Source organism: Amycolatopsis sp. NPDC051045 (genome assembly GCF_040682955.1).
GTDB lineage: Bacteria > Actinomycetota > Actinomycetes > Mycobacteriales > Pseudonocardiaceae > Amycolatopsis.
This window is the reverse complement of record NZ_JBFBCC010000004.1, coordinates 325,144-349,749: the sequence shown is the minus strand read 5'-3', so window position 1 is coordinate 349,749 and position 24,606 is coordinate 325,144. Positions and strand designations below refer to the sequence as shown.

At 72.1% G+C, this 24,606-nt stretch carries 25 protein-coding genes and 1 other RNA gene; 17 read left to right on the top strand and 9 right to left on the bottom strand.

Annotated elements, in window-relative coordinates:
- Nucleotide 1: 1 nt before the first annotated feature.
- From AB0M80_RS12785 to AB0M80_RS12775, 3 genes are all read right to left on the bottom strand, one after another.
- The gene (locus tag AB0M80_RS12785) at nt 2–667 is read right to left on the bottom strand and encodes a response regulator transcription factor (RefSeq protein ID WP_364562906.1); all 666 of its coding nucleotides are present in this window, start codon (nt 665–667) and stop codon (nt 2–4) included.
- The gene (locus AB0M80_RS12780) at nt 664–1,818 is read right to left on the bottom strand and encodes a histidine kinase (protein WP_364562904.1); all 1,155 of its coding nucleotides are present in this window, start codon (nt 1,816–1,818) and stop codon (nt 664–666) included. The genes AB0M80_RS12785 and AB0M80_RS12780 overlap by 4 nt, the downstream gene beginning before the upstream one ends.
- Before the next feature lie 115 nt (nt 1,819–1,933).
- Nucleotides 1,934–2,530: a hypothetical protein gene (locus tag AB0M80_RS12775; RefSeq protein WP_364562901.1), complete on the bottom strand. Its 597-nt coding sequence runs from the start codon at nt 2,528–2,530 to the stop codon at nt 1,934–1,936.
- 193 nt (nt 2,531–2,723) lie between these two features.
- On the opposite strand from AB0M80_RS12775, the gene AB0M80_RS12770 reads away from it, so the two are divergent.
- The 11 genes from AB0M80_RS12770 (at nt 2,724) to ffs (ending at nt 14,622) form a co-directional block, all read left to right on the top strand.
- Entirely contained in the window at nt 2,724–3,473 is a 750-nt protein-coding gene (locus AB0M80_RS12770) for a response regulator transcription factor (protein ID WP_364562898.1), read from the top strand.
- Nucleotides 3,451–4,962, top strand: coding sequence for an ATP-binding protein (locus AB0M80_RS12765; protein WP_364562896.1), 1,512 nt, complete (start codon nt 3,451–3,453; stop codon nt 4,960–4,962). The genes AB0M80_RS12770 and AB0M80_RS12765 overlap by 23 nt, the downstream gene beginning before the upstream one ends.
- Nucleotides 4,963–5,043: 81 nt before the next feature.
- On the top strand, nt 5,044–6,936 hold the full coding sequence (locus AB0M80_RS12760; RefSeq protein ID WP_364562893.1) for a glycosyltransferase family 39 protein: 1,893 nt from the start codon (nt 5,044–5,046) through the stop codon (nt 6,934–6,936).
- A gap of 662 nt (nt 6,937–7,598) precedes the next feature.
- A complete protein-coding gene (locus AB0M80_RS12755; RefSeq protein WP_364562890.1) occupies nt 7,599–8,612 on the top strand; it encodes an ABC transporter substrate-binding protein in 1,014 nt (337 codons plus the stop codon).
- Entirely contained in the window at nt 8,609–9,559 is a 951-nt protein-coding gene (locus AB0M80_RS12750) for an ABC transporter permease (protein WP_364562887.1), read from the top strand. The genes AB0M80_RS12755 and AB0M80_RS12750 overlap by 4 nt, the downstream gene beginning before the upstream one ends.
- The gene (locus tag AB0M80_RS12745; RefSeq protein WP_364562884.1) at nt 9,556–10,344 is read left to right on the top strand and encodes an ABC transporter ATP-binding protein; all 789 of its coding nucleotides are present in this window, start codon (nt 9,556–9,558) and stop codon (nt 10,342–10,344) included. The genes AB0M80_RS12750 and AB0M80_RS12745 overlap by 4 nt, the downstream gene beginning before the upstream one ends.
- Before the next feature lie 26 nt (nt 10,345–10,370).
- Nucleotides 10,371–13,133 (top strand): nitrate- and nitrite sensing domain-containing protein, encoded by a 2,763-nt coding sequence (locus AB0M80_RS12740; RefSeq protein ID WP_364562881.1) that lies wholly within the window; start codon nt 10,371–10,373, stop codon nt 13,131–13,133.
- Nucleotides 13,130–13,564, top strand: coding sequence for a roadblock/LC7 domain-containing protein (locus AB0M80_RS12735; RefSeq protein ID WP_003061341.1), 435 nt, complete (start codon nt 13,130–13,132; stop codon nt 13,562–13,564). Before AB0M80_RS12740 ends, AB0M80_RS12735 begins: the two co-directional genes overlap by 4 nt.
- A gap of 11 nt (nt 13,565–13,575) precedes the next feature.
- Entirely contained in the window at nt 13,576–13,929 is a 354-nt protein-coding gene (locus AB0M80_RS12730) for a DUF742 domain-containing protein (RefSeq protein WP_364562878.1), read from the top strand.
- Complete coding sequence (locus AB0M80_RS12725; RefSeq protein ID WP_364562875.1) at nt 13,907–14,506, top strand: ATP/GTP-binding protein; 600 nt, start codon at nt 13,907–13,909, stop codon at nt 14,504–14,506. The genes AB0M80_RS12730 and AB0M80_RS12725 overlap by 23 nt, the downstream gene beginning before the upstream one ends.
- A gap of 21 nt (nt 14,507–14,527) precedes the next feature.
- Nucleotides 14,528–14,622: signal recognition particle sRNA small type (gene ffs / locus AB0M80_RS12720), an RNA gene on the top strand.
- A gap of 280 nt (nt 14,623–14,902) precedes the next feature.
- On the opposite strand, the gene AB0M80_RS12715 is transcribed toward ffs, so the two are convergent.
- Nucleotides 14,903–15,745, bottom strand: a complete 843-nt coding sequence (locus tag AB0M80_RS12715) for a fused MFS/spermidine synthase (RefSeq protein WP_364563656.1) — start codon at nt 15,743–15,745, stop codon at nt 14,903–14,905.
- Nucleotides 15,746–15,861: 116 nt separating this feature from the next.
- On the opposite strand from AB0M80_RS12715, the gene AB0M80_RS12710 reads away from it, so the two are divergent.
- Together AB0M80_RS12710 and AB0M80_RS12705 are read left to right on the top strand one after the other, a co-directional pair.
- A complete protein-coding gene (locus AB0M80_RS12710; protein WP_364562872.1) occupies nt 15,862–17,394 on the top strand; it encodes an ALF repeat-containing protein in 1,533 nt (510 codons plus the stop codon).
- 43 nt (nt 17,395–17,437) lie between these two features.
- A complete protein-coding gene (locus AB0M80_RS12705) occupies nt 17,438–19,651 on the top strand; it encodes a DNA polymerase III subunit gamma and tau (RefSeq protein ID WP_364562869.1) in 2,214 nt (737 codons plus the stop codon).
- Between the two features lie 42 nt (nt 19,652–19,693).
- Here the strand turns inward: AB0M80_RS12705 and AB0M80_RS12700 are convergent, their stop codons facing one another.
- Nucleotides 19,694–19,822 carry a hypothetical protein gene (locus AB0M80_RS12700; RefSeq protein ID WP_364562866.1) on the bottom strand — a complete coding sequence of 43 codons (129 nt, stop codon included), beginning with the start codon at nt 19,820–19,822 and terminating at the stop codon, nt 19,694–19,696.
- Nucleotides 19,822–20,124, bottom strand: coding sequence for a pyridoxamine 5'-phosphate oxidase family protein (locus AB0M80_RS12695; protein WP_364562863.1), 303 nt, complete (start codon nt 20,122–20,124; stop codon nt 19,822–19,824). The genes AB0M80_RS12700 and AB0M80_RS12695 overlap by 1 nt, the downstream gene beginning before the upstream one ends.
- Nucleotides 20,125–20,173: 49 nt before the next feature.
- On the opposite strand from AB0M80_RS12695, the gene AB0M80_RS12690 reads away from it, so the two are divergent.
- Nucleotides 20,174–20,527 carry a helix-turn-helix domain-containing protein gene (locus AB0M80_RS12690; protein WP_364562860.1) on the top strand — a complete coding sequence of 118 codons (354 nt, stop codon included), beginning with the start codon at nt 20,174–20,176 and terminating at the stop codon, nt 20,525–20,527.
- On the opposite strand, the gene AB0M80_RS12685 is transcribed toward AB0M80_RS12690, so the two are convergent.
- On the bottom strand, nt 20,512–21,360 hold the full coding sequence (locus AB0M80_RS12685; RefSeq protein ID WP_364562857.1) for an N-acetylmuramoyl-L-alanine amidase: 849 nt from the start codon (nt 21,358–21,360) through the stop codon (nt 20,512–20,514). The genes AB0M80_RS12690 and AB0M80_RS12685 overlap by 16 nt on opposite strands.
- 78 nt (nt 21,361–21,438) lie before the next feature.
- Between AB0M80_RS12685 and AB0M80_RS12680 the strand changes: the two genes are divergently transcribed.
- Genes AB0M80_RS12680 through AB0M80_RS12670 form a run of 3 tightly spaced genes read left to right on the top strand, consistent with a single transcriptional unit; the run spans nt 21,439 to nt 22,863 of the window.
- Nucleotides 21,439–21,798, top strand: coding sequence for a YbaB/EbfC family nucleoid-associated protein (locus AB0M80_RS12680; protein WP_364562854.1), 360 nt, complete (start codon nt 21,439–21,441; stop codon nt 21,796–21,798).
- Nucleotides 21,799–21,803: 5 nt separating this feature from the next.
- Entirely contained in the window at nt 21,804–22,400 is a 597-nt protein-coding gene (gene recR / locus AB0M80_RS12675; protein ID WP_364562851.1) for a recombination mediator RecR, read from the top strand.
- Nucleotides 22,390–22,863 carry a hypothetical protein gene (locus tag AB0M80_RS12670; RefSeq protein ID WP_364562848.1) on the top strand — a complete coding sequence of 158 codons (474 nt, stop codon included), beginning with the start codon at nt 22,390–22,392 and terminating at the stop codon, nt 22,861–22,863. Before recR ends, AB0M80_RS12670 begins: the two co-directional genes overlap by 11 nt.
- Here AB0M80_RS12670 and AB0M80_RS12665 read toward each other — a convergent pair.
- On the bottom strand, nt 22,820–23,374 hold the full coding sequence (locus tag AB0M80_RS12665) for a glucosaminidase domain-containing protein (RefSeq protein WP_364562845.1): 555 nt from the start codon (nt 23,372–23,374) through the stop codon (nt 22,820–22,822). The two genes, AB0M80_RS12670 and AB0M80_RS12665, sit on opposite strands and share 44 nt — an antisense overlap.
- 57 nt (nt 23,375–23,431) lie before the next feature.
- Nucleotides 23,432–24,541: a UDP-N-acetylglucosamine 2-epimerase gene (locus tag AB0M80_RS12660; protein WP_364562843.1), complete on the bottom strand. Its 1,110-nt coding sequence runs from the start codon at nt 24,539–24,541 to the stop codon at nt 23,432–23,434.
- Between the last annotated feature and the right edge of the window lie 65 nt (nt 24,542–24,606).

The following is a 24,606-nucleotide window of genomic DNA, read 5'->3' as shown; positions in this document are numbered from 1 at the left end:
TCTAAGCAGGCCGGTCGTCCGGGACGAGCTTGTGGCGGTAGGCGTAGACGACGGCGTGCACGCGGTCCGGCAGCCCGAGCTTCGAGAGCACCCGCGACACGTGCGTCTTGACGGTTTCCTCGCCGACGTGCAGCTTCCGCGCGATCTCGGCGTTGCTGCAGGCGCCGGCGAGCAGCAGCAGCACCTCGCGTTCGCGGGAGGTCAGCCGGGCCAGCTCGGGTGGTTCGGCGGCCGCGGGTTCGAGCACCGTCGCGAACTTCGCCACCAGCCGCCGCGTCACCGAGGGGTCGATCAGCGCGTCCCCGCGCGCGGCCACGCGCATCGCCGCGACCAGCTCCTCCGGCGCCAGGCTCTTCAGCAGGAACCCGCTCGCCCCGGCCCGCAGCGCGCGGTAGACGTACTCGTCGGCGTCGTAGGTGGTGAGCACGAGGACGCGGGTGTCGTTGCCGGGTGCGGACAGGATCGCCTCGGTCGCGGCGAGGCCGTCGAGGCGGGGCATCCGGACGTCGAGAACCGCGACGTCCGGGCGCAGCCGGGCCGTTTCGGCGACGGCTTCGCGGCCGTCGGACGCCTCGCCGACGCAGGCGAAGTCGGGCTGGGTGTCGAGCAGCGCGCGCATCCCGGAGCGGAACATCGCGTGGTCGTCGGCCAGCAGGACGCGGATCATGTGCTCTCCACCGGGAAGGTCGTGCGCAGCTGCCAGTGTCCGTCGGTCTCGCCGTAGGAAACCTGGCCGCCGAACAGGGTGACGCGCTGGCGGATCCCGGCCAGCCCGCGGTGCGCGTGCTCGCCCTTGGCCGTCCGGTTCGCGCGCAGGCCGTTGGTCACCGTGAGCACGACCTCGGTGCGGCCGTGGTTCAGCTCGACCTCGACCGGGCCTCGGCCGTGGCGCAACGCGTTGGTCAGCGCTTCCTGCGCGATCCGGTAGAGCGCGATGTCGAGTGAACCCGGCAGTTCGCGCGGCTCGCCGAGCAGCGTCAGCCGGGTCGGCAGGCCGGCCGCGCGGACGGTCTCGACCAGCTCGTCGAGGTTGTCCAAGCCGGGCTGTTCGGCGTTGGTTTCCGCGTGCAGGAGGTCGAGCAGCCGGCGCAGGTCGGCCATCGCCGAGCGGCTCGCCGACTCGACCGCGCCGAGCGACTTCCGCACCCGCGAGTCGCCGTCGGGCAGCCCGAGCCGGGCCGCGCCGGCGTGCACGCCGATGGCGCTGACGTGGTGGGAGATGACGTCGTGCAGGTCGCGCGCGATCGTCGTGCGTTCTTCGGTGACGGCCCGGCGCACGGCCTCTTCTTCGTGCTGACGGCGTTCGTCGGCTTCGCGTTCGAGGTCGGCGATGTAGGCGCGCCGGGCGGTCGTGTACCGGCCGACCAGCCACGGCAGCAAGGCGGAGACCCCGACGTTGATGGCGATCAGCCGCCAGTCGGCCGCGGTCCGGCCACCGCCTTCGATGCAGCCGACGGCGACGCCGGCGAGCAGGGCACCGAGCGCCAGCACGGCGGGTCTGGGCCGCAGCCAGGCCCCGGCCCGGTAGCCGGCGATGAGGATGCCGGCGTTGTTGCCGGTGATGTACCCGTGACAGGTGCAGAGGAGCAGCGGCGCACCGGCGAAGAGCACGGCGTGGGCCAGCGCGACCCACCCGGAGTACCGCGCGGCCCCGGCGAGGGCGGCGTTGACGGCCACCCCGCCGAGCAGCACGACCCAGGCCCGCCAACCGGATTCGCCGAGCGGTCCGCGAAGGATGAACAGGGCGGCGTCGCAGACGACACAGACGAGGGCGACCAGCAGCGACTGCCGTCTCAGCGACCCCCTGATGTCCTGCACACCCGCAACTGTGCCCTAACCGGCGAGCCGGAGGGACGGGACTGCCCCGATGCGGCGGGAGGGGACGCAGCACCGGGGCGTTCCCTGGCGGGGGTCCCGCGTGGGAACCGCGGGGTCAGTTCGTCGGGCGGGCCGAGTAGTCGCCGCCGTTGCGGCGCTGGCCCGGCTGGCGCTGGCCCGCCTCGAAGCCCTGACCGAGGGAGGTCGCTGTCGCCGCCTGGCCCTCGACCTTGGCCACCACCGTCACGTTCGTGTCGCCCGTCTTCACGTCGCCCGTCTTCTGGGTCGACGAGTTGATCGTGTACGTCTGCTTGTAGCCGTCCTTGCTGGTCAGCGTCACCGACGTGGCGCTCAGCTCGGTGACGTCGCCGGTCTGCAGGCGCTCGGTCGTGTAGCCGCCGCTGCCGTTCGCCACGACGAAGTCGCCGTGCAGCGCCTCCCGCAGCGCCGCCACGCCGCCCCCGAAGCCGCCGCCCGGCATGCCCTGGCCGCGGAACTGGCCACCGCCCGGGCCGCCGGGGCCCTGAGCGGAGTTGTCGGCGCTGCTCGTGCCCGCCCAGATCGCCGCACCGCCGCCCGCCGCGATCACCACGGCGATGCCGGCCGCGATCGCCGTCTTCTTGCCGGACCAGCCCTTCTTCGGCGCGGCCGGGGCGGGGTCGCCCCAGTTGCCGCCCGTGGGCGGGGTGGTCGGCGTCGGCTCGGTCGTCATCGTGTCCTCCGGTCGTACCCACACTGGTCCCGGTCAGGTTCACCGCCGCGGCTGTGTTTGCGCTGTGTGGAGCGTCAGCGGGCGCTGTGCCTCGAAAGCGGCCTCGAAAGGGGCCCCCGAAAGCGGGAACCTTCACAGCGAACGCACAGCGACCTCACAGCGAACACCGACGCCGGGCCGGGAAGGTGGCACCATGACCGCTGTGAACGCCACGTCACCGGGCCCTGGCCAGGCCGATCTGCGCCGCGCCGACGGGAGCCCGGTGCGGGTCCTCGTCGTCGACGACGAGGCGACGCTGGCCGAGCTCGTGTCGATGGCCCTGCGGATGGAGGGCTGGGAGGTGCGCAGCGCGGGCGACGGCACGGAGGCCGTCCGGATCGCGCGCGACTTCCGCCCCGACGCCGTCGTCCTCGACGTCATGCTCCCCGACTTCAGCGGCCTCGAGGTGCTGCGGCGGATGCGGTCCGAGTCGCCGAACCTGCCGGTGCTGTTCCTGACGGCGAAGGACGCGGTCGAGGACCGCATCGCCGGGCTCACCGCCGGCGGCGACGACTACGTCACCAAGCCGTTCAGCCTCGAAGAAGTGGCGCTGCGGCTGCGCGCGCTGCTGCGCCGGGCGGGCGGGGTGACCGGCGCGAGCGGGTCGATGCTGGTCGTCGGGGACCTCACCTTGGACGAGGACAGCCGCGAGGTGCACCGCGGCGGCGACCTGGTGCCGCTGACCGCGACCGAGTTCGAGCTGCTGCGCTACCTCATGCGCAACCCGAAGCGGGTGCTGTCGAAGGCTCAGATCCTGGACCGCGTGTGGAGCTACGACTTCGGCGGCCAGGCCAACATCGTCGAGCTCTACATCTCCTACCTGCGCAAGAAGATCGACGCCGACCGCGAGCCGATGATCCACACCATGCGGGGCGCCGGGTATGTCCTCAAGCCCGCCGGCTGAACCGCGCCCCTCGCGGGCCCGGCGACCGTGGTCGCTGCGGCGGCGCCTGATCGTCCAGCTCGCCGCGCTGCTCGCCCTGGTGTGCGTGGTCGTCGGCGTGGTCACCGAGTTCGCGCTGAGCGAGTTCCTCGTCGGCCAGCAGGACAAGCGGCTGGCCGCGGCGAGCGAGCGCGCGGTGCACGGTGCGGATCGGCCACCGCCCTGGCCCTACGGCGAAGCGCCGCCACCGGACCCGCTGCGCGTGCTCGGCCAGGGTGAGGGCACGCTCGCCGTGGTCCAGGTCGGATCGAGCGCCTCGGCCGGGGTGCTCGACTCGAGCGTGGCCGGGGCGTCGCGGCGCAAGGCGCCGTTCAAGGGCATCTCGACGGATCAGACGCTGGCCCTGCTCGCGCTGCCGTCGGACGGGAAGCAGCGCAGCATCGACCTCGGCGGCACCCTCGGCGAGTACCGCGTCGTCTCGACGACGTCGCCCCGCGGGGAAAAGACGGTCATCGGCCTGCCGCTGAAGGACGTCAACGAGACGCTCTGGCAGCTCGGGTTCATCCTCGGCGGCGTCGCGCTCGCCGGGATCCTGGTGGCGGGCGCGGTCGGCGCGGCGACGATCCGCCGCACGATGCAGCCGCTCGACCGGCTGGCCGAGACCGCGACGCGCGTCTCCGAACTGCCGCTGGACCGCGGCGAAGTCGCGCTGTCGGTACGCGTCCCGGAGGCCGACACCGATCCGAACACCGAAGTCGGCAAGGTCGGTTCGGCGCTGAACCGGATGCTGCAGCACGTCGCGAACGCGCTGACCGCGCGGCACGCGAGCGAAAACCGCGTCCGCCAGTTCGTCGCGGACGCGAGCCACGAGCTGCGGACGCCACTGGCGGCGATCCGCGGGTACGCGGAACTGACCCGCCGCGGCGGCGAGCAGGTGCCCCCGGACGTCGCCTTCGCGATGAGCCGCGTCGAGTCCGAGTCGCGCCGGATGACGACGCTGGTGGAGGACCTGCTGCTGCTCGCGCGCCTCGACTCCGGGCGGCCGGTGGTGCACGAGTGGGTGGACCTGAGCCGGCTGGTGGCCGACGCGGTCGCGGACGCGCACGTCGCGGGCCCGGACCACAAGTGGCTGATGGACGTGCCCGGCGAGCCGATCGGCGTCCTCGGCGACGCGGGTCAGCTGCACCAGGTGGTGATCAACGTGCTGGCCAACGCGCGCACGCACACGCCGCCGGGCACTACGGTGACGACCAAACTGTCCACTTCGGACGGCATGGTGCGGCTCCGGGTGGCCGACGACGGACCGGGCATCCCGCCGGAAATCCTCCCGGACATCTTCGAGCGCTTCGCCCGCGGCGACAATTCGCGTTCGCGTGCGGCGGGGAGCACCGGGCTCGGCCTGGCGATCGTGGCCGCGGTCGTCGGCGCGCACGGCGGCCGGGTCGGCGTGACCAGCCGTCCGGGACGCGCGGAGTTCGAGATCACCTTCGCGGAGGCCCCGGCTCCATGAGCAAAGTGGCCGGGCGGATGCACAGCCGGCGCACAGCCTCGGCACAAGTTCACCACATGCGGTGCCGACACGGTGAACCCCATGACGACCACGCTGTCGGCACCCGGACACGCCCAGTCCGCGCCCGAGGCCGCCCGGAAACCGCGGTGGGTCACCCCGTCCGTCGCCGCGCTGCTGCTCGGTACCGGCCTGCTCTACCTGTGGGACCTGGCGAAGACCGGCTGGGCCAACGACTTCTACGCGATGGCCGCGCAGGCCGGCACGTGGAGCTGGAAGGCGCTGTTCTTCGGTTCGCTCGACCCGGGCAACGTCGTCACCGTCGACAAACCGCCGTTCTCGCTGTGGATCATGGGGTTGTCCGGGCGGGTCTTCGGCTTCTCCAGCTGGAGCCTGCTGGTGCCGAACGCGCTCGCCGGCGTCGCGTCGGTCGGCCTGCTCTACCTCGCCGTGCGGCGGTTGTCGGGGCCGGGCGCCGGGCTGCTGGCCGGGGCGGCGCTCGCGCTGACGCCGGTCGCCGCGCTCATGTTCCGCTACGACAACCCCGACTCCTTCCTGGTGCTGCTGCTCGTCGCCGGCGCGTACTGCGTGGTGCGTGCGCTGGACCGCGCGAGCACGACGTGGCTGGTGCTCGCCGGGGTCGCGATCGGCTTCGGCTTCCTCGACAAGATGCTGCAGGCTTTCCTCGTGCTGCCCGCCTTCGTGCTGGCGTACGCCTTCGCGGCGCCGACGTCGCTCGGCCGCCGGATCGGCCAGCTGTTCGCCGCGGCCGGCGCGGTGCTCGTCTCCGCGGGCTGGTGGATCGCCGCCGTCGCGCTGTGGCCGGTCGCGGACCGGCCCTACATCAGCGGTTCGACCGACAACACCGTGCTGGAGCTGGCCTTCGGGTACAACGGGCTCGGCCGGATCTTCGGTGAAGGGCGCGGGGGCGGCGGCGCAGGAGCGTTCACGCCGCCCACCGGGGTGGAGCTGCCCGCCGGCGGCCGTGGTTTCGGTGGCGGGTTCGGTGGCGAGGCCGGCTTGACGCGGTTGTTCGGCGGCGAGTTCGGCGGCGAAGCGTCGTGGCTGCTGCCCGCCGCGGTCATCGGGCTGGTCGCCGGCCTGTGGTTCACGCGCCGCGCGCCCCGCACCGACCGGACGCGGGCGGCGCTGCTGCTGTGGGGCGGCTGGCTGGTGGTCACCGCGCTGGTGTTCAGCTACATGAGCGGCATCATCCACCCGTACTACACGGTCGCGCTGGCCCCCGGCATCGCGGCCACGCTGGGGATTTCCGCGCGTGAGCTCTGGCGTGGCCGGGCGAACTTCGCGGCGCGCACGGTACTCGCCGTCATGCTCGCGGTGACCGCGGTCTGGGGGTTCGTGCTCCTCGCGCGGACGCCGGACTGGCAGCCGTGGGTCCGCTACACGCTCCTGGTGCTCGGCGCCGCCGCGGTCGTGGGGCTGCTCTTCGGCGCCGACCGGATCCGGCGGCTCGGCCCGGTCGTGGCCGTGCTCGGTCTGTGCGGCGCGCTGCTCGGGACGACGTCGTTCACGCTGGCCACGGCGTCGGCCGCGCACTCCGGCGGGACGCCGTCGTCCGGCCCGGCTGTCGCAAGTGGACGTGGCTTCGGCGGCGGCCAGGGCGGCTTCGGCGCGGGGAAGACCGACACCGCGGTGATCGACCTGGTGAAGGGCACCACGACGAAGTGGGCCGCGGCGCAGAGCGGTGCGATGCAGTCGGCGGGACTGGCGCTGGCGAGCGGACGGCCGGTGCTCGCGATCGGCGGCTTCAGCGGCAGCGACCCGGCGCCGACCCTGCGGCAGTTCCAGCAGTACGTCGCCGACGGCGACATCCGCTACTACGTCGCCGGCGGCCGCGGTGGCTTCGGGGGCGGCCGCGGGACCGCCGGCGAGATCCAGGCGTGGGTCGAGCAGAACTTCGCGCCGGTCACCGCCGGGAGCGCGACTGTTTACGACCTAGCCAAATCTGTCGGCTGATCGAAATCTTCCGGGCGGCCGAATTGTTTCGGGCGTGTTAACAGTCAGGGAATCATTCGGCGCATCCCGGACCCGTGCGGTATCGGCGGATGCGGACAGGTGTTCGATTTTCGTTCCGGTGGCCGACCCATTCCGAACGATTGTTCGGATCCGTGCTCTCGCTGTCGGTGATGATCTAGGTACTCCCCGCTGCTTCCGTAACGACTAGGGCGTATCGGCCGCGCAGTTGCACGTGATGGACGCACGTGCGAGCGGAACTCTTGGCCGGGCGGCCGACAGAAATATGGTAGAAGTCGATCTTGAAATACCGACATTTCGCTGGTTGGCCCAGTTGGCGGTCACTCGTTCGGCTGAGCTATTCGGACGTTGTGGGGATCTTGTGCTACTCGCTAGGCTCTCCGCCGGGAGAGGGACAGGGGTGGCTGATCCGGTGTGCCGAGTGCTGGTTTTTCACTGGGTGTAGGTGCTCCCTGTCCGCTTCTCTCCCCATGACCTGATCAGGTGCGGCCGGAAAGAGAGCAGCGATGACCGTGCGCGGTGGCGCAGCTCGACCCGATCGGCCTTCCCGTCGTCACCACCCGTAGTCCCGAGCAAGTCCTGAGCGCCGCAATTCCCCCTTTGGTACGGCACCACTCCACTTCCCCCGCAACCTGGAGTTCGTTGTGATTTCCCGTCCTCGCCCCCGTCTGCTGACGGTGCTCCTGACTTTGCTCACCCTCGCCGGGGTCACCGCGCTTTCGGGGTGCAGCGACAGTTCCGCCTCCGGGAGCGGTAGCAAGATCACCATCGGGTTCAGCGCCTGGCCGGGCTGGTTTCCCTGGCAGGTGGCGCAGGAGCAGGGCCTGTTCGCCAAGAACGGCGTGAACGTCGACCTCAAGTACTTCGACAACTACACCGACAGCATCAACGCGCTTTCCAGCGGCGCCATCGACGCCAACAGCCAGACCCTCAACGACACCCTCTCGTCCGTCTCCGGCGGCGCCAAGCTGTCGATCGTGCTGGTGAACGACAACTCCACCGGCAACGACAAGATCATCGCGCGGGACGGGATCACCAGCGTCGCCGACCTCAAGGGCAAGAAGGTCGCCGTCGAGCAGGGCGCGGTCGACCACTACCTGCTGCTGCTCGCGCTGCAGGCGGCGAAACTGACCGAAAAGGACATCGAGCTGGTCAACCTCCCGACCGACGCCGCCGCGGCCGCGTTCGCCGGCGACCAGGTCGACGCGGTCGCCGCGTTCGCGCCGTTCACCTCGAAGGCCCTGGAGCGCCCGGGCAGCCGCGCGATCTCGTCGTCGGCGGAGTTCCCCGGCGCCATCCCGGACCACCTCGTCACGTCGCAGAAGCTGGTCAAGGACCACCCGAAGGACGTGCAGGCGCTGGTCAACACCTGGTTCGAGACGCTGACCTGGATCAAGAACAACAAGGACGCGGCCGTGAAGATCATGGCCAAGCGCGGTGGTGTGTCCGACGCGGACTACAAGAGCTACGACGCCGGCACCACGATCTTCACGCGGCAGCAGAACCTCGACGCGTTCACCCCGGGTGTCACCGCACAGCACCTCGACTTCCAGGCGAACAAGATCATCGACTTCATCGTCGGCACCGGGCTCGCCCAGCAGCGGCCGTCGCTCGACGGGTTGTTCGACGACCAGTTCGTGAAGGCCGCACCCCAGTGACCGGTCCGACCCAGCGCACCACGTCGGCGACCACGGCCGACACGCGGGCCGCCGAGGCACTGGAAACCGAGCAGCGGCTCGCCGAACAGCAGGAGGCCGGCCGGGCGGGCGGCGGACGGCCGGAGTGGTCGCCGCTGCCCCGCCGGTCCGGTCCGAAGCCGTCCACTTCGCCCCTTTTCTCCTTGCGCACGCCCATTTCCGCGGCGTCCCGCTGGACGCTCGCGGTGCTGTCGTTCGCGATCCCGTTCCTCGCGTGGGTCGTGCTGAGCGTCAGCGGGGCCGTCGACTCGACGTTCTTGCCGTCCCCGGCCGCGGTGGTCAAGGCCGGCGTCGACATGGCGAGCACGGGCGAGCTCTTCGGCGACCTCTGGGCGACCACCCAGCGGGTGCTCGAAGGCTTCGGCCTCGCCGTGCTGATCTCGGTGCCGCTCGGCATCCTGATGGGCACCTTCACCGCCGGGCAGGCGTTCTTCGAGCCGCTGATCGGGCTGCTGCGCTACCTGCCGGCGAGCGCGTTCATCCCGCTGCTGATCATCTGGCTCGGCCTCGGCGAGCCGTCGAAGATCGCCATCCTGTTCATCGGGACGGTCTTCTTCAACACGCTGATGACCGCCGACGTCGTCCGCGGCGTGCCGAGCGCGCTCATCGACGTCTCCTACACGCTCGGCGCGCGCCGCGGCGAGGTGCTGCGCAAGATCGTCGTGCCGCACTCGCTGCCCGGCATGATCGACGCGATCCGGGTCAACGCCGCCGCGGCGTGGAACTTCGTGGTCGTCGCCGAGCTGATCAACTCCTCGGCGGGCCTGGGGTACCGGATCGTCCGCGCGCAGCGGTTCCTGCAGACGGACAAGATCTTCGCGGTGCTCGTGGTCATCGGGATCGCCGGGCTCCTCATCGACGTCCTGCTGCGCCTGCTGCGCACGCGGATCGGGAAGTGGGCGGCATGACGCTGGAACTGCGGAACGTCGCCAAGGACTACACCGTCCGCGGCAAGGTCACGCGCGCCCTCGACGGCGTCGACCTCGAAGTTCTGCGCGGCGAGTTCGTCTGCGTCGTCGGCGCGAGCGGCTCGGGCAAGTCGACGCTGTTGTCGCTGGTGGCCGGGCTCGCCCACCCGACCGAGGGCGAGATCGTGCTCGACGGCGTCCCGGTGACCGGTCCCGGGCCGGACCGCGGGCTCGTCTTCCAGGCCGGCGCGCTCTACCCGTGGCGCAGCGTCGAGAAGAACGTCGCGTTCGGACTCGAGCTGCTCTCGCTCGACCCGGCCGAGCGCGCCAAGCGCGTCGACTGGTACCTGGCCGAGACCGGGCTCGACGCCGTGCGCCGGTCGCTGCCGAAACAGCTGTCCGGCGGTCAGAAGCAACGCGTCGCGATCGCGCGCGCACTCGCGTGCGAACCGGAAGTTCTGCTGCTGGACGAACCCTTCGGCGCCCTGGACGTCCAGACCAAAGAGGACATGCAGGTGCTGATCCGCCAGGTGCAGGCCGACACCGGCACCACGGTGCTGATGGTCACCCACGACGTCGAGGAAGCGGTGTTCCTGGGCGGCCGGGTGGTGGTGCTCGCCTCGGACCCGGGCCGGATCGCCGCCGACGTCGAGGTGGCGCTGCCCGCCGAGCGCGACCTGGCGGTGAAGCGCGAACCGCGGTTCCTCGCGCTGCGCGCCCGGATCGAGGACCTGGTCCGGGAGCAGCACCGCGGCCACGTGAGCCGGGTGGCCGCGGTCGAGTGAGAACGGAAGACGGGGAAGGTGGCGGGATGAGACACGGCGGGTCGGCCGCGGAACGGGCCGGCGGCGGGGGATTTCTCGCCCGGCTCGGTATTCGCGGCAAGCTGAACCTGCTGCTCCTGCCTCCGCTGGTCGCGGTGGTGCTGGTGTCGGTGCCGTTCGTGCTGACGCAGGCGAACAGCGCCGGCGCGGCGGCGCAGTCGGCCGCCGTGGCGCGGCACGCCCAGCAGCTCGGCGGCTTGATGTGGCAGCTGCAGCGCGAACGGCTGCTGACGGGCGCGTTCGTGGCGACGCCGTCGGCGAGCCCCGAGCAGATGCTCCAGCAGCGGAAGGTGGTCGACACGACGGTCGCCGAGGTCCGCGCGTCACTGGGGGCCGACGCTCCCGACGAGCTGTCCGCGGCACTGACCCGGATCGGCTCGCTCGGCGAGCTGCGGGAGAACGCCGCCCGCCGCGGCGTCGCGCTCGACAGCGTGGCCCGTACCTACAACGCCGTGATCGACGCGGTGATCGACGCCCTGCGCCTGGTCCCGCAGCTCACCAGCGACGCCGAGGGCGCTCGGGAGCTGACGGCGCTGGACGCGCTGCTGCGCGCGAACGAGGAGAACTCGCTGCGCGCGATGGCCCTCATCGTGACCGCGGTGTCGCCGGAGGCCGGCCGGTCCATCCTGGACGACGCGACCCAGCAGGCGCCGATCTTCGTCGACCGGTTCGTCAAGCAGGGCGACGACGGTGACGACAGCGAGCGGGCCGCCCTGGTCGTCCGGGTCGAGCAGAGCGATGCCGGCCGGCGCGTCGACGACCTCGCCGCCCAGGTCGGCAACCCGCGTGACACGGCGGGCACCACGCGGTACGTCTCCGACGTGCTCTCCGCGGCGGACACCCACGCGGGCCAGCGGAAACTCGTGCAGGAGCGGGCGATCAACGAGATCGCCGACTCCGCGACCGAACGAGCCGACAGCGCGACCCGGCTGGCCTGGACGGTCGGCCTCGGCGCCGGCGGGCTGTTCCTGCTGGTCGCCTTCCTCGCCGTCGCGGTGTCCCGCTCGATCGCCGGGCCGCTGCGCCAGCTGACCACCGCGGCGACGTCGGTCGCCGACCTGGCCGGCACCGAGCTCGTCCGTGTCACCGACACCGAGGAGGTCGAGGCGCAGATCCCGCGGCTGGCCACCATCGACGTCGTCTCCGGCGACGAGCTCGGCAAGCTCGCCGCCGCGTTCAACCGGGTCCAGACCACCGCGGCCGAGCTGGTCGAACGCCAGGCGCTCACCCGGCGCAACACCAGCCTGATGTTCGCGAACGTCGCGAAGCGCACGCAGAACCTCGTCGGCCGCCAGCTCGCCCTGATCGACGAGGTCGAGCGCAACGAGCAGGACACCCGGCTGCTGGCCAGCCTCTACCGGCTCGACCACCTCTCCACCCGCCTGCGCCGCAACGCCGACAACCTGCTCGTGGTGTCCGGCACCCGCGACGAGACCCGCATCGCCGGCCCGATCGAGCTGTCCACGGCCCTGCGGTCCGCGCTCGCCGAGATCGAGGACTTCCAGCGGGTCAAGCTCGGCGTCGTCGCCGAGATCCTGCTTTCCTCGGCCCTCGGCGCCGACCTGGTGCTCGTGTTCGCCGAGCTGCTGGAGAACGCGACGTCGTTCTCGCCGCCGGGCTCGATGGTCGAGGTGGACACCATGTTCCTCGCCGACGGCGCCTGCCTGGTGAGCATCGTCGACCACGGCATCGGCATGACCGCGGAGAAACTGGCCGAGGAGAACAAGCGGCTCGTCGAGCGCGAACGCCTGGAGCTCGCGCCGACCAGTGTGCTCGGCCTGTTCGTGGTCGGCCGTCTCGCGCGGCGCCACGAGCTGGGCGTCGAGCTGCTCGCGACGCCGACCACCGGCGGCGTGACCGCGCGGCTGACCATCCCGCCGTCGCTGTTCACCCACCGCACCGAGCTGCGTCCGAGGACCGAGCCGCCGCCGGTGATCCCGGCGCAGGCCATGCCGCCGATCGCGCCGTCACAGCCGCGGCACGCCGCGCCGGCCGGTCTGTCCGATTTGGACGCCTTCCGGCCGCCGGTGGCCGAACCGGTCCGCGAGCGACCCGCCGAACTGCCGGCGCCGGCGATCCCGGCGCTGCTCGGCCACGGCAACGGCTTCCGCTGGTTCCGCGAGCTGGAACCGGTGTGGCCGGACGCCGAACCCGACACCCAGCCCGCCGAAGCACCCGAGCCGGCGATGGCGGCGGCGACGGAATCCCGTGGTGGCCTGCGCCGCCGGGTCCGCGGCGCCCAGCTGCCCAGCCCGGGCACGACGGCGCCGGTGGCCGACGACAGCAAGCCGCGGCACGACCCGGAAGCGACGAAGGCCGCGATGGACGGCTTCGCCGGCGCCTTCGCGAAGGCCGCCGAGGTCAGCGCGCTGACGGCCGACCCGCCGTCCGCGCCGCCCACCGTCGTGACCGAACCCGTGTCACCTCCTCCGCCCCGCGTCCCCGTGATCGAGGCCGCCGCACCGCCGGTGGCCACGGCCCCGATCGCGGCCGCCGCGCAGTCGCGCGACGGCCTGATCCGCCGGGTCCCCGGCGCCCAGCTCGCCCCGGGCCTGCGTCAGCAGTCCGCGGGGCGGCCGCTCGCCCGCGCCGTCGTGAACCGCCCCAGGCGGGACCCGGCGGCCGAACGAGCGGCGTTCGACGCGTTCGCCGCAGGCCTCGCCAAGGCGGAGGACGTGACGGCAGACAGCCCGCCCCAAGGCGTGGTCGCCGGTCGTGTGATGGAACGAGGAGAAGAGAGCAGGAAATGAGCATCCCCGCACCTGGCGTCAGTGTCGAAGCCCAGAACTTCAACTGGCTGGTGAGCCGCTTCGCGCAGCACACCGCGGGCGCGATAGCCGCCATCGCGGTCTCGGCCGACGGCCTGCTGATCGCGATGTCGACGGAGCTCGAGCGCTCCAACGCCGACCGTCTCGCCGCGATCTCCTCGGCCATGCTCGGCCTCGCCCACGGCGTCTCCGAAAGCCACCCGCTCGGCTCGCCGGACAAGGTGATCATCGAGCTCGAGCACGGGTACCTGCTGGTCTGCACCATCAGCATCGGCTGCTCGCTCGGCGTCCTCGCCAACAAGCAGGCCAGCCTCGGCACGATCGCCTACGAAATGGCGATGTTCGCCAACCGCGCGACCGAAGTCTTGACCCCGGGGCTCATCGAGGAGCTCAAGAACACCGTCGGAAGCTAGGGAGCGACGTGATGACCGAAGAACCGGACATCTCGCTGCTGCGGCCGTACTTGATGACCTCGGGGCGGGCCCAGCCGGTCGACCAGAGCCTCGAAATCGAGGCGCAGGTCATGACGTCCCGCCTCGGCGCGGCTTCGCACCCGAAGCTCACGTTCGAACGCCAGGAAATCGTTTCCCTCTGCCGGAGCACGATGTCGGTGGCCGAGGTGGCCGCCATGCTGGGCCTGCACATCGGCGTGGCCAGGGTGCTGGTGGCCGACCTCGCCGAACTGGGCTACGTCGTCGTCCGCCGGCCGGGAAACCACAACAAGCACGACCTCGGCATGATCGAAAGGGTCATTCGTGGACTCGAAGCCATTCACTGAACCGGGCACCCGGCCGCCGGCCCCGGTCAAGATCGTCATCGCGGGCGGCTTCGGCGTCGGCAAGACGACGGCGGTGTCGTCCATCTCGGAGATCAAGCCGCTCACGACCGAGGCGGCGATCACGTCGGTGGCGGCTTCGGTGGACAGCACCGGCCACGTCCCGGCCAAGACCACGACGACGGTGGCGCTGGACTTCGGCTGCATCACGATCGACGAAGAGGTCAAGCTGTACCTGTTCGGCACGCCCGGCCAGGACCGCTTCGGCTTCATGTGGCAGGACCTGGTCCACGGCGCACTGGGCGCACTGGTGATCGTGGACACCCGCCGCATGGACGACTGCTACCCGGCGGTCGACTACTTCGAGAACGCGGGCCTCCCGTTCGTGGTGGCGGTGAACATGTTCGACGGATCGCTGGGCCACAGCCTCGAGGACGTGCGCTGGGCGTTGGCGGTGAGCGACGACGTCCCCCTGATCACGTTCGACGCCCGCCAGAAGCTGTCGGTCCGCGACGCGCTGCTGGCGGTACTGCACAACACGTTCAAGCGGGCCCGCGCCCAGGCGGGCGCGGGGGCCTGAGCGGGGCCCGCTACACTTGACCACGGACCCCGCGCGGCGTCCACCCTGTGAACCTCCCCAGGGCCGGAAGGCAGCAAGGATAAGCAGGCTCTGACGGGTGCGCGGGGTCCCCTTCTTTTCGGCTCCGGCTTCGGGGCTTCGCCCCTTCGACGGGCCTTCTCTTCGTCCTTTCGCCCGGGGGCCGAGCCCCCGGACCCCCACGGTGCCTCTCTCGCGGCCTGCGAGCTCTGCCGCGGCCTCTGTCGCGGCCTGCGGGCTCTGTCGCGGCCCTTTCTCGCGCCTGGGAGCTTTGCCGCGGCCTTTCTCGCGTCTGCGGGCTTTGCCGCGGCCTCTGTCGCGGCCTGCGGGCTTTGCCGCGGCCCTTCTCGCGTCTGCGGGCTTGCCGGGCCTTTCTCGCTAGAACAGGCCCAGGATGTCCTTGGGGGGTTTTGGGGGCGGTGGGGCGTCCGCGTCCGTTATCGGGGCTGCCTTGCCCGCCAGTTTTCGCAGCTCCGCGCCGTGCACGCACCTTGCCGGGAATGCTGCCGAGGCCGTTCGCCGGGCTATCTCCGTCGTCGGGAGCTCGGTTGCCGAGGCCGCCAGGACCAGGTTGCCGAAGTGGCGGCCGCGCAGGACGCCGGGGTCGGCCAGCAGGAGGACCTCCGGGAAGACCGCGAGCAGCGTCGCCAGGAAGCGGCGGGCGAACGGCAGGCCCGGGCCGTCCGTGATGTTCGCCAGGTAGACGCCCGGGGCCCGGAGGATGCCCGCGATCGCCTGCGTCGCCTCCAGGGTCGCGAGGCCGCCGGCCAGGGTTGCTCGCTCGAACGCGTCGACCACCACCAGGTCCGCCGAATCGTCGCGGCGCGTCGCCAGGCCTTCGCGGCCGTCCGTCACCCGGACCCGCAGGCCCGGCACCCGCAGCCCCAGCTGCGCGCGGACCAGCTCCACCAGCTCGCCGTCGGCGTCGAACACCAGCTGCCGCGACCCCGGCCGGGACGCCGCGACGTACCGCGGCAGCGTGCACGCCGCCCCGCCGATGTGGAGCGCGTCCAGCCGGCCCGGCGGCAGCCGGTCCACCACGTCCGCGAACCGGCGGACGTAGTCGAACTCCAGGTGGGCCGGGTCGTCGAGGTCGACGTACGACTGCGCGACCCCGTCCACCGACACCAGCCAGGCGTTGCCGCGGCCGGCGTCCCGGACCAGCTCGGCCGTGCCGAACCGCACCGGGTACCGCCCGGGCACCGGCTCGGCCTTCCGCATTCGGCTCACGAAGTCCGAGGTTATCGGAAACATTCCGGCCACTCCGGCGATAAGGGAACGGAACGATCATCGATCGAGGGGGTTTTTCCTTGCGTGCAAACGCAGTAATCATTGCCGTGGCCCTCGCCACCGGCGTCTTCGCGACGCCGGCGGCCGCGGACGTCCTGCCCGACCGGGCCCAAGCCGTCTCGTTCCTGGAGACCGGCGGCCCCGGCGTGGCCAGGGCCGCCGAAGCGGCATTGCTCGGCTCACCCGCCGACCTGGAGACCTTCCTGGCCACCGGCCGCGGGCGGGCCCAGGACGACGACGAGCGGGTCCTGGTCACCCAGGCCCTCTCCGGTGGCCCGGTCACCCGGCGCGCCGCCCAGCAGGCGCTCGACGGCACCCAGGCCGACATCCGCGAATTCCTGGCCCGCGGTCTGCCGCTGGCGCGGAACGCGGACGACCGGATCGCCGTCGGCCAGGTCATGAACACCGGCGGCCCGACGGTCAACGCCCGGGCCCAGAAGGCGCTCGACGGCACGCCCGCCGACGTGCGCGCCTTCCTCGAGACCGGTTTGCAGCAGGCGAAGGACGTCGACGACCGCATCACGGCCAACCAGGCCCTGGCCGCCGGCGGCCCCGAGGTCAAGGCCGCCGCGCAGACGGCGCTCGACGGCACCCCGGAGGACGTCCGGTACTTCCTCTCCCTCTGGCGGAAGGTCGCCGAGGACGGCGACATCGAGGTCACCGCGGTCCAGGGGCAGCTCGACGGGGCCAAGGCGGCCGCGGCCAACCACCGTCCGCTCGTGGTGAAGCTCGCCGCGGAGAAGGCCGCGAAGATCGCTTCGGACGCGCGCAAGGCGAACACCGAGCGGCTGGCCGCCCAGCGGGCGAAGGGGCAGCAGGACGCCCAGGCCGCCGCGGGTGCCGAGGCCGCCGCGCAGCAGGAGGCCCGTGAGGCCGCGGCCCGCGCCGCGCAGGCCAAGGCGGACAACGACAAGCTGCTCACCGACGCGGCCGACCCGGCGCTGACCGTGCCGAACGGCCGCCGCGCGTCCGTCTACCTGCTGCGCAACGGCGGCGCCGCCGTCAAGAACGCCGCCCGCACCGCGCTGAGCGGGTCCGACGACGACGTCGTCACGTTCGTGCGCAGCGCTCTCGCCGTCGCGCAGGAGTCCGACGACCGCGCCGCCGTCGCGGCGATCGCGGCGGACCCCAAGGCCCGCCCGGGCCTGCGCCAGGCCGCTCGTGACGCCCTCGCCGGGCCGTACGCCGGGGTCGCCGCGCTGCTGCGCACCGGCGATTACCCGGGGCGGGACACCGACGACCGCGTCGAGGTCAGCCAGATCATGGCGGCCGGTGGCCCGGGCACGAAGTCGGCGGCGCAGCGGGCGCTCGACGGCACCGTCGCCGACATCCGCGAGTTCCTGGCGCACGGCCAGTACGTCGCGCACCTGATCGACCTGCGGGTCAAGGTGACCCAGACGCTGTCAAACGGCCCGGAGGTGGACGCGGTTGCGCAGGGCGTCCTCGACGGCCCGGACTCGGGTCTGGCGACGTACCTGGACAAGGACCTGGCCAAGGCGCGGGCGCGGGACGCCTTCACCGCTCAGCACGTCGCCAAGGTGAACGGTCTGGTCGCCGAGGCGGCCGCACTGGTCTCCTGACCGCACGGCGAAGGTTGTCGGACCCTGGCGGTAGTCTCGCGGCGTGGCTCTCGCGCTGTACCGCAAGTACCGTCCGGCGACCTTCGCCGAGGTCGTCGGTCAGGAGCATGTGACCGAACCCCTCCGCACGGCGTTGTCCGCCGGGCGGATCAACCACGCCTACCTCTTCTCCGGTCCACGCGGCTGCGGCAAGACGTCCAGCGCGCGCATCATGGCGCGCTCGCTGAACTGCGTGAAGGGGCCGACGCCGGACCCGTGCGGCGAATGCCACTCGTGCAAGGCGCTCGCGCCGGAGGGTTCGGGCAGCGTCGACGTCACGGAGCTCGACGCCGCCAGCCACGGTGGTGTCGACGACGCCCGCGAGCTGCGGGACAAGGCGTTCTACGCCCCGGCCGAGTCGCGCTACCGCGTGTTCATCATCGACGAGGCGCACATGGTCACGACGCAGGGCTTCAACGCCCTGCTGAAGATCGTGGAAGAGCCGCCGGAGCACGTCATCTTCATCTTCGCGACCACCGAGCCGGACAAGGTGCTCACCACCATCCGCTCGCGGACGCACCACTACCCGTTCCGGCTGATCCCGCCGAGCTCGATGCGTGCCCTGCTGGAGCGCAACATCGCGGCCGAAGGCGTCGAGGTCGAGCCGGCGGTGTACCCGCTGGTCATCCGCGCGGGCGGGGGATCGGCGCGTGACACGCAGTCGGTGCTCGACCAGCTGCTCGCCGGCGCCGGACCGGAAGGCGTCTCGTACTCGCGGGCGGTCGCGCTGCTGGGCGTCACCGACGTCGCGCTGATCGACGACATGGTCGACGCCCTCTCGACCGAGGACGCCGCCACGGTGTTCGGCACGGTGGAGAAGCTCACCGAGGCCGGCCACGACCCGCGCCGCTTCGCGACCGACCTGCTCGACCGGCTGCGTGACCTGGTGCTGCTGCGCGCGGTGCCCGAGTCCGCGGGCGGGCTGGTGTCCGCGCCGGAGGAGGAACTGTCGCGGATGGTCGCGCAGGCCGAGCGGCTCGGCCTGGCCACCCTCTCGCGCTACGCCGACATCGTCCACAATGGATTGCTGGAGATGCGCGGCGCGACTTCGCCGCGGCTCGTGCTCGAGCTGCTGTGCGCGCGGATGCTGCTGCCGTCGGTGGCCGACGCGGAAAAGGCGCTGCTGGCCCGGGTCGAGCGGCTGGAGCGCCGCGCCACCCTGGCCGCCGGAGGCGGCGCGCCCGCCGAGGGCGGGGTGGAGCCGCCGCTGCGCGGGGCTCCGGAACGCGAGTTCTCGAGGCCTTCGCAGCGTGCGTCGTCGGCGGGCCCGGCACCGGTGCCCGAGCCGGTCAAGCCGCCCGCACGCCCGGCCGCCGCCGATCCGGTGCCCGACGGCGGGAGCGCCGCGCGTACGCCCGCCGCCGGCCCGCCCGCTCCGGCGGCTGCGGCTTCGAGCGCTGCCGCGGCTCAGTCGGGCGACGGCGGCTGGGGGAGTCCGCGCACTCCGGGAGGCGGCACGCCCGTCCCGGCGGCGGCTTCGAGCACTTCCGCGGCGGCTGCCGCGGCTTCGAACAGCCCCGCGGCTCAGTCGGGCGATGGTGGCTGGGGTGCGGTGCGTACGCCCGGCGGTGGCACGCCCGCCCCCGTTGCGTCTCCGGCGCCCGAAGCCCCGGCAGCCGCGCCCGCGGCGGCCGGTGGGATGGACGCCGCCGGGATCCGGAACGTCTGGCCACAGCTGATGACCGCGCTGCGCAAGTTCACCGGCGGCCGCAGCATCGAGGCGATGCTGACCCAGGCCACCGTGGCGAGCGTCGAGGGCAACGCCGTGACGCTGACCCACAAGTCCGAGCCGCTGGCCCGCCGGCTGTCCGACCAGGACAACGCCCGCAAGATCGCCGGCGCCCTGACCGACGTCCTGGGCGGCGACTGGCAGGTCCGCTGCGTCCACGGCAACGCCCCGGCCGCGCCCGCCGCCCGTCCGCAGCAGGCCGCGCCCGCGCCGGAGCGGTCGTTCACGCGCCAGTCGGCGGCCGCGGCGCCCGCCGAACCGGCTGCCCGCCCCGCGACCCCGCCACCGCCGCCGGCCCGGCCCAAGGTCACGACGGCCGAGCCGGACATCCCGCTCCCCCCGGAACCGGCCGACGAGGACGACGAGGACCTCTACAACGAGGACGCCAGCCCGGCCCCGCCGCCGCCCCCACCCCCGCCGGACAAGGACCCGGACGAGGTGGCCCGCAAACTCCTCTCGGAGCACCTGGGCGCCCGCCCCCTGGACTGAGCCCGACCCAAACCCAAGTCCGTGAATGCCCGGGAGCGCGGGTCAGGAGGCCCAGGGGCCGATGCCCGTCACGCGGTCGGCCGTGATCCGGACGATCACCGCCGTCGGCGAGCCCTGGTTGCCCAGCTCGTACTTCTCGACGCCGAGGTACCGCCGGGCCTGCCGGTCCATCAGGGCCGTGAACTCGTCGGGGATGTCCGGCCCGAGCACCCGGGCGTGCCCCGGACCAGCAGGTACTGCGGGAGCCCCCGTGCGTCGCGCTCGTCGTGGTCCTCGATCAGCACGGTGACGCGCGGGTCGTTGCGGATGTTGCGCACCTTGGGCCGGCCGCCCTCCATGCCCATCACGATCTCGTCGCCCTCCCGGCTGGCCCAGACCATCGAGGTCTGCGGCGAGCCGTCCGGGTTGACGGTCGTCAGCACGGCGTTGAACGGCCGCTCGAACAGGCGGTGGCAGCTTTCGGGAAGTTCCATGGTCCCGAGACTAGGAAGCCGACGGGTACCGCTCGGTACCTTTGCTCCCATGGGTGACTTTTCCGGGGACGTCTTCCTCGCCGACTGCCCGGCCCGGCTGGCCATCGAGATCATCGCCGACAAGTGGGCGGTCGTCGTGGTGTTCGCCCTCAGCCGCGGCCCGCGGCGGCACGGCGAGCTGGTCGGCCTCATCGGCGGCATCTCCCGCAAGGTCCTCACGCAGACGCTGCGCAAGCTCCAGGGCTACGGCCTGGTCGACCGCCACGCGTACGCCGAAGCGCCGCCGCGCGTCGAGTACTGCCTGACCGATCTCGGCCGGACCCTCGTCGAGCCGATCGGCGTCCTCACGAAGTGGGCGACGCAGTACGGCGAGGCCGTGCTCGAGGCTCAGGAAGCCAGGTAGGCCTCGATCGCCGCCGCGATGGCCGCCGCGAACTGCTGCCGCCCGTCCGCGCTCGTCATCCGGGCCGCTTCGGTCGCGTTGCGCATGTTCCCGCACTCCACCAGGGCGGCCGGCCGCGTCGAGAGGTTGAGCCCGGCCAGGTCCGCGCGGGCCGACAGCCCGTTGGTGCCGATGTAGTTCGCCGGGCTGAAGCCGCTCGCCCGCATCGTGTCGCGCAGCGTCTGCGCCAGCCGCGTCGACGGCGCTCCCTGCGCGGCGTTCAGCGCCGGTGCCGAATACGCGACGTGGAAGCCGTTCGCCCCGGCCGCTTCGGAGCCGTCGGCGTGGATCGAGACGACCGCGTCGGCGTTCGCCTCGTTGCCGATCGCCGCCCGTCGGTCGACGCAGGGGCCGACGCCGGTGTCGTTCTGTCGCGTGTAGACAACGTGGAACCCCTTGTCCGCCAAGGCTTTTCCGACCCGCTGGGCGACGTCGAAGGTGAAGGCGTGCTCGGCGTAGCCGGCGTTGGTGGCGGTGCCGGTGGTGTTGCACGGCTTGGTCTGCCCGCGCCCGGCCGGCACCGGGCGGTTGATCTCCGCCGGGTGGGCGCCGTTCCCGCCGTTGTGCCCGGGGTCCAGCACGACGACCTTCCCGGCCGCGGCCGGGGTCGTGACGGCCGGGGACGACGACGGTGAAGGCGACGCTGGAGGCGCCACGGTCGTCGGCGTGGGCGTGCTCGTCCGCGTGGTCACGGGCGCGGGCGCCGGTGCCGCCGGGGTCTCTCCTTCGCAGCCGGTGAGCAGCAGGGCAACGGCCAGCAGCAGGGGGGCAATCACGCGTCGCACGGCGACCACGGTGCCACAGCCGGGCACATCGTGTGGCGCGACTACCCTGGTGGGGACACAGGCGTGCAGAGAGGACCGAGTGCGATCATGGTGCAACCCGGCGGCGGCTTCGACCTTTCCCAGCTGATGCAGCAGGCGCAGCAGATGCAGCAGAAGCTCGTCGAGGCCCAGGAAGAACTCGCCAACACCGAGGTCACCGGCAGTGCCGGCGGCGGGCTGGTCACCGCGACCGTCTCCGGTGACAGCCAGCTGAAGAGCCTCCGGATCGACCCGAAGGTGGTCGACCCGGACGACATCGAGACGCTGTCCGACCTGATCGTCGCGGCGGTCCGGGACGCGTCGGCGAGCGCGCAGAAGCTCACCGAGCAGAAGCTCGGCCCGCTGGCCGGCGGCCTCGGCGGCGGTGACGGCATGCCGGACCTCGGCAGCCTCGGCTTCGGCGGCTGACGAACTTGTACGAAGGTGTCGTCCAAGACCTGATCGACGAGCTCGGGCGGTTGCCGGGGGTCGGGCCGAAGAGCGCCCAGCGGATCGCGTTCCACCTGCTGGCCACCGACCCGGCCGACATCTCGCGGCTGCAGGACGTGCTCGGCAAGGTCAAGGAGGGCGTGCAGTTCTGCGAGGTCTGCGGCAACGTCTCCGAGCAGCAGAAGTGCCGCATCTGCCGCGACGAGCGCCGTGATCTCACGGTCATCTGCGTGGTCGAGGAGCCGAAGGACGTGCTGGCGGTCGAGCGCACGCGCGAGTTCAAGGGCCGCTACCACGTGCTGGGCGGCGCGCTCGACCCGCTGTCGGGCATCGGCCCGGAGCAGCTGCGGATGCGCGAGCTGCTCAAGCGCATCGGCGAAGCCGACATCAGCGAGATCATCATCGCGACCGACCCCAACACCGAGGGCGAGGCGACAGCGACGTACCTGGTCCGCATGCTGCGAGACTTCCCCGGGTTGAGCGTCACGCGGCTGGCGTCGGGTCTCCCGATGGGCGGTGACCTGGAGTTCGCGGACGAGCTGACCCTGGGCCGCGCGCTCTCGGGCCGCCGTGTCCTATAGCGGTCTGCCGGTCGAGCCGGTCCGGACGCTCCTCGCCTTCGAACGGCGGCGGGAGGTGGAGTTCGTCGACATCCGGGACTGCGGCGAGCTGCCCCGGGTGCGGTACGGCGGCGATCTGACCGGCGCGATCGAGCTGACCGTCGGGCCGGTTGCCCTCCTCGGCCGGAACTGGGCGTCGGACATCGAAGGGCTTTGGGCCTCCGTGGCTGCCCTCGTGGCCCAGTACCGCGCGGACGGGCGTGCCGAAGTGCGGTTCCCCGACCAGTCCGCGTACCTCTCGCTGGAGCCGGTCCCGCCGGGGCTCGTCCGGATCACCGTGGCGGGTGGGCCGTACCGCGAGACCGCCGTCACGGGGGAAGGGAAGCTGCTTTCCGCGCTCACCGCCGGCGGCGCCGAGTTCGCCGGCAAGCTGGCGGAGCTCACCGGTCGAAGCGGCGCAGGTCGTACAGGTCCATCAGCCTGATCACCTTGTTCGCGTACTCCGGGTCGGTGGCGTACTTGCGCGCCACCGCCCGGATGAACGCGTCCGGGTCCGACCGCACCGGCAGCGCGGCCGCGTAGTTCGGGCTCGTCGTCAGCAGCCGTCCGTAGTCGCGGAACGAGTCCTCGATCGAGGCGTACGACCGGAAGTACGCGTCCACCGCGTGGCACGGGGCGGGCACGCACTCCGTTGTCGGGTAGCGGGCGCACCGCAGCGCGATCGGGCCCGGGCTCGTCGGCGTCACGCACTTGAAGCCGAAGTGGTTGAGCTCGGCCGTCGACAGCCGGCTGCGGCCCCAGTTGGATTCCAGGATCGCCTGCGCGACCGTCACCGACGCCGGGATGTCGTACACCGCGTGGATCGCCCGCGCGATCGGACCCGCGGCGCCGACGTACGACTCCTGGTACCCGGACGCGAGCGCCGCCGAGTGCGTCGCGTCCAGGTCGATCGGGGGCGTCACCAGCAGGGCCGCCGCCAGTCCGAGGTGGATCATGGCGACACTTTGCCCGGTGACCTCCCGGAGAAACGGGAGGTCACCCGGACGAAGGACTCAGCAGTAGCCGAGCTGCGCCAAGGTGTCGACCACGATCTCGGACGGGTGGTACTTGTCCATCCAGGACTCGCCGCGGCGGTTCTGGTACGTGTCGAGGAAGTTCTGCAGCTTGTCGCCGCGCATTTCCGTCAGGACGACCGTCTCGCCGAGGTGCTGCGGGGTCTCCGTGCGCTCGCGGTGCACCGCGCAGGGCAGGCCGAGGTAGTAGCACTCGGCCGAAAGACCACCGGAATCGGTGACGACGTACTCGGCGCGGGCCACCAGCGGCAGGAACTTCAGGTACCGCATCTTCGGCTGGACGATGAACTGGTCGTCGAAGATGTTCCCGATGCCCAGCGAGCGGATCTTTTCGCGCTCCGGCGCCCCGGCCATGTACAGGATCGGCATCTTGCGGCTCTGCTCGCGCAGGATCTCCAGCGCCTCGCGGTACTTGTCCGGGCGCGAAACCAGCTCGAAGCGGTGCAGCGTGGCCAGGCCGAACTTCTCCGGCAGGTTCGGCACGTCCAGCGGCTGGTTGATCGCCAGGCGCATCGCGTCGATCGCCGTGTTCGCCTCGGTGTCGACGACGACGCCGCGGGCGTGGCGCAGGTTGTTCACCTCACGCGCGCTCGGCGCGAAGTGGATGTCGACGATCTTCGCCGCGATCTTGCGGTTCAGCTCCTCGGGCAGCGGCGACAGGATGCTGCCCGACCGCGCGCCCGCCTCGACGTGCCCGACGCGGGACTTGAGGATCCGCTTCCCGATCAGCGAGCCGTACGGCGTGGTGAACGTGTCGCCGTGCACCAGCACCAGCGGCGGGCGGCCGTCCTCGGTCAGCGCGGCGCGCAGCTCGTGGCGGCGGCTCCACGCGGTGCGCAGCACCTGCGCGGCCCAGCCGGGCACCTGGGCGGGCGACTCGAGGTTGTGGGCCTTGTCCTCCGGCACCAGCCAGACGTCCGGCTCGGGCATCTTCAGGTCCGCGAGGACGTCGGCGACCTCGTCGACGTGCTGCGCGGTGAACCAGATCTTCGGCCGCACCCCGCGCTCGGCGATCCCGTGGTAGACCGGCGCGATCTTGATCAGTTCCGCGGTGGTGCCGAGAATGAAGGAAATCACCAGAGAGCCCATTTCCGATCGGGTGCGGTGGCGTAAGGATACTGGCCGACCCGTCACGGGGGCCGCCGGGTAGCCTC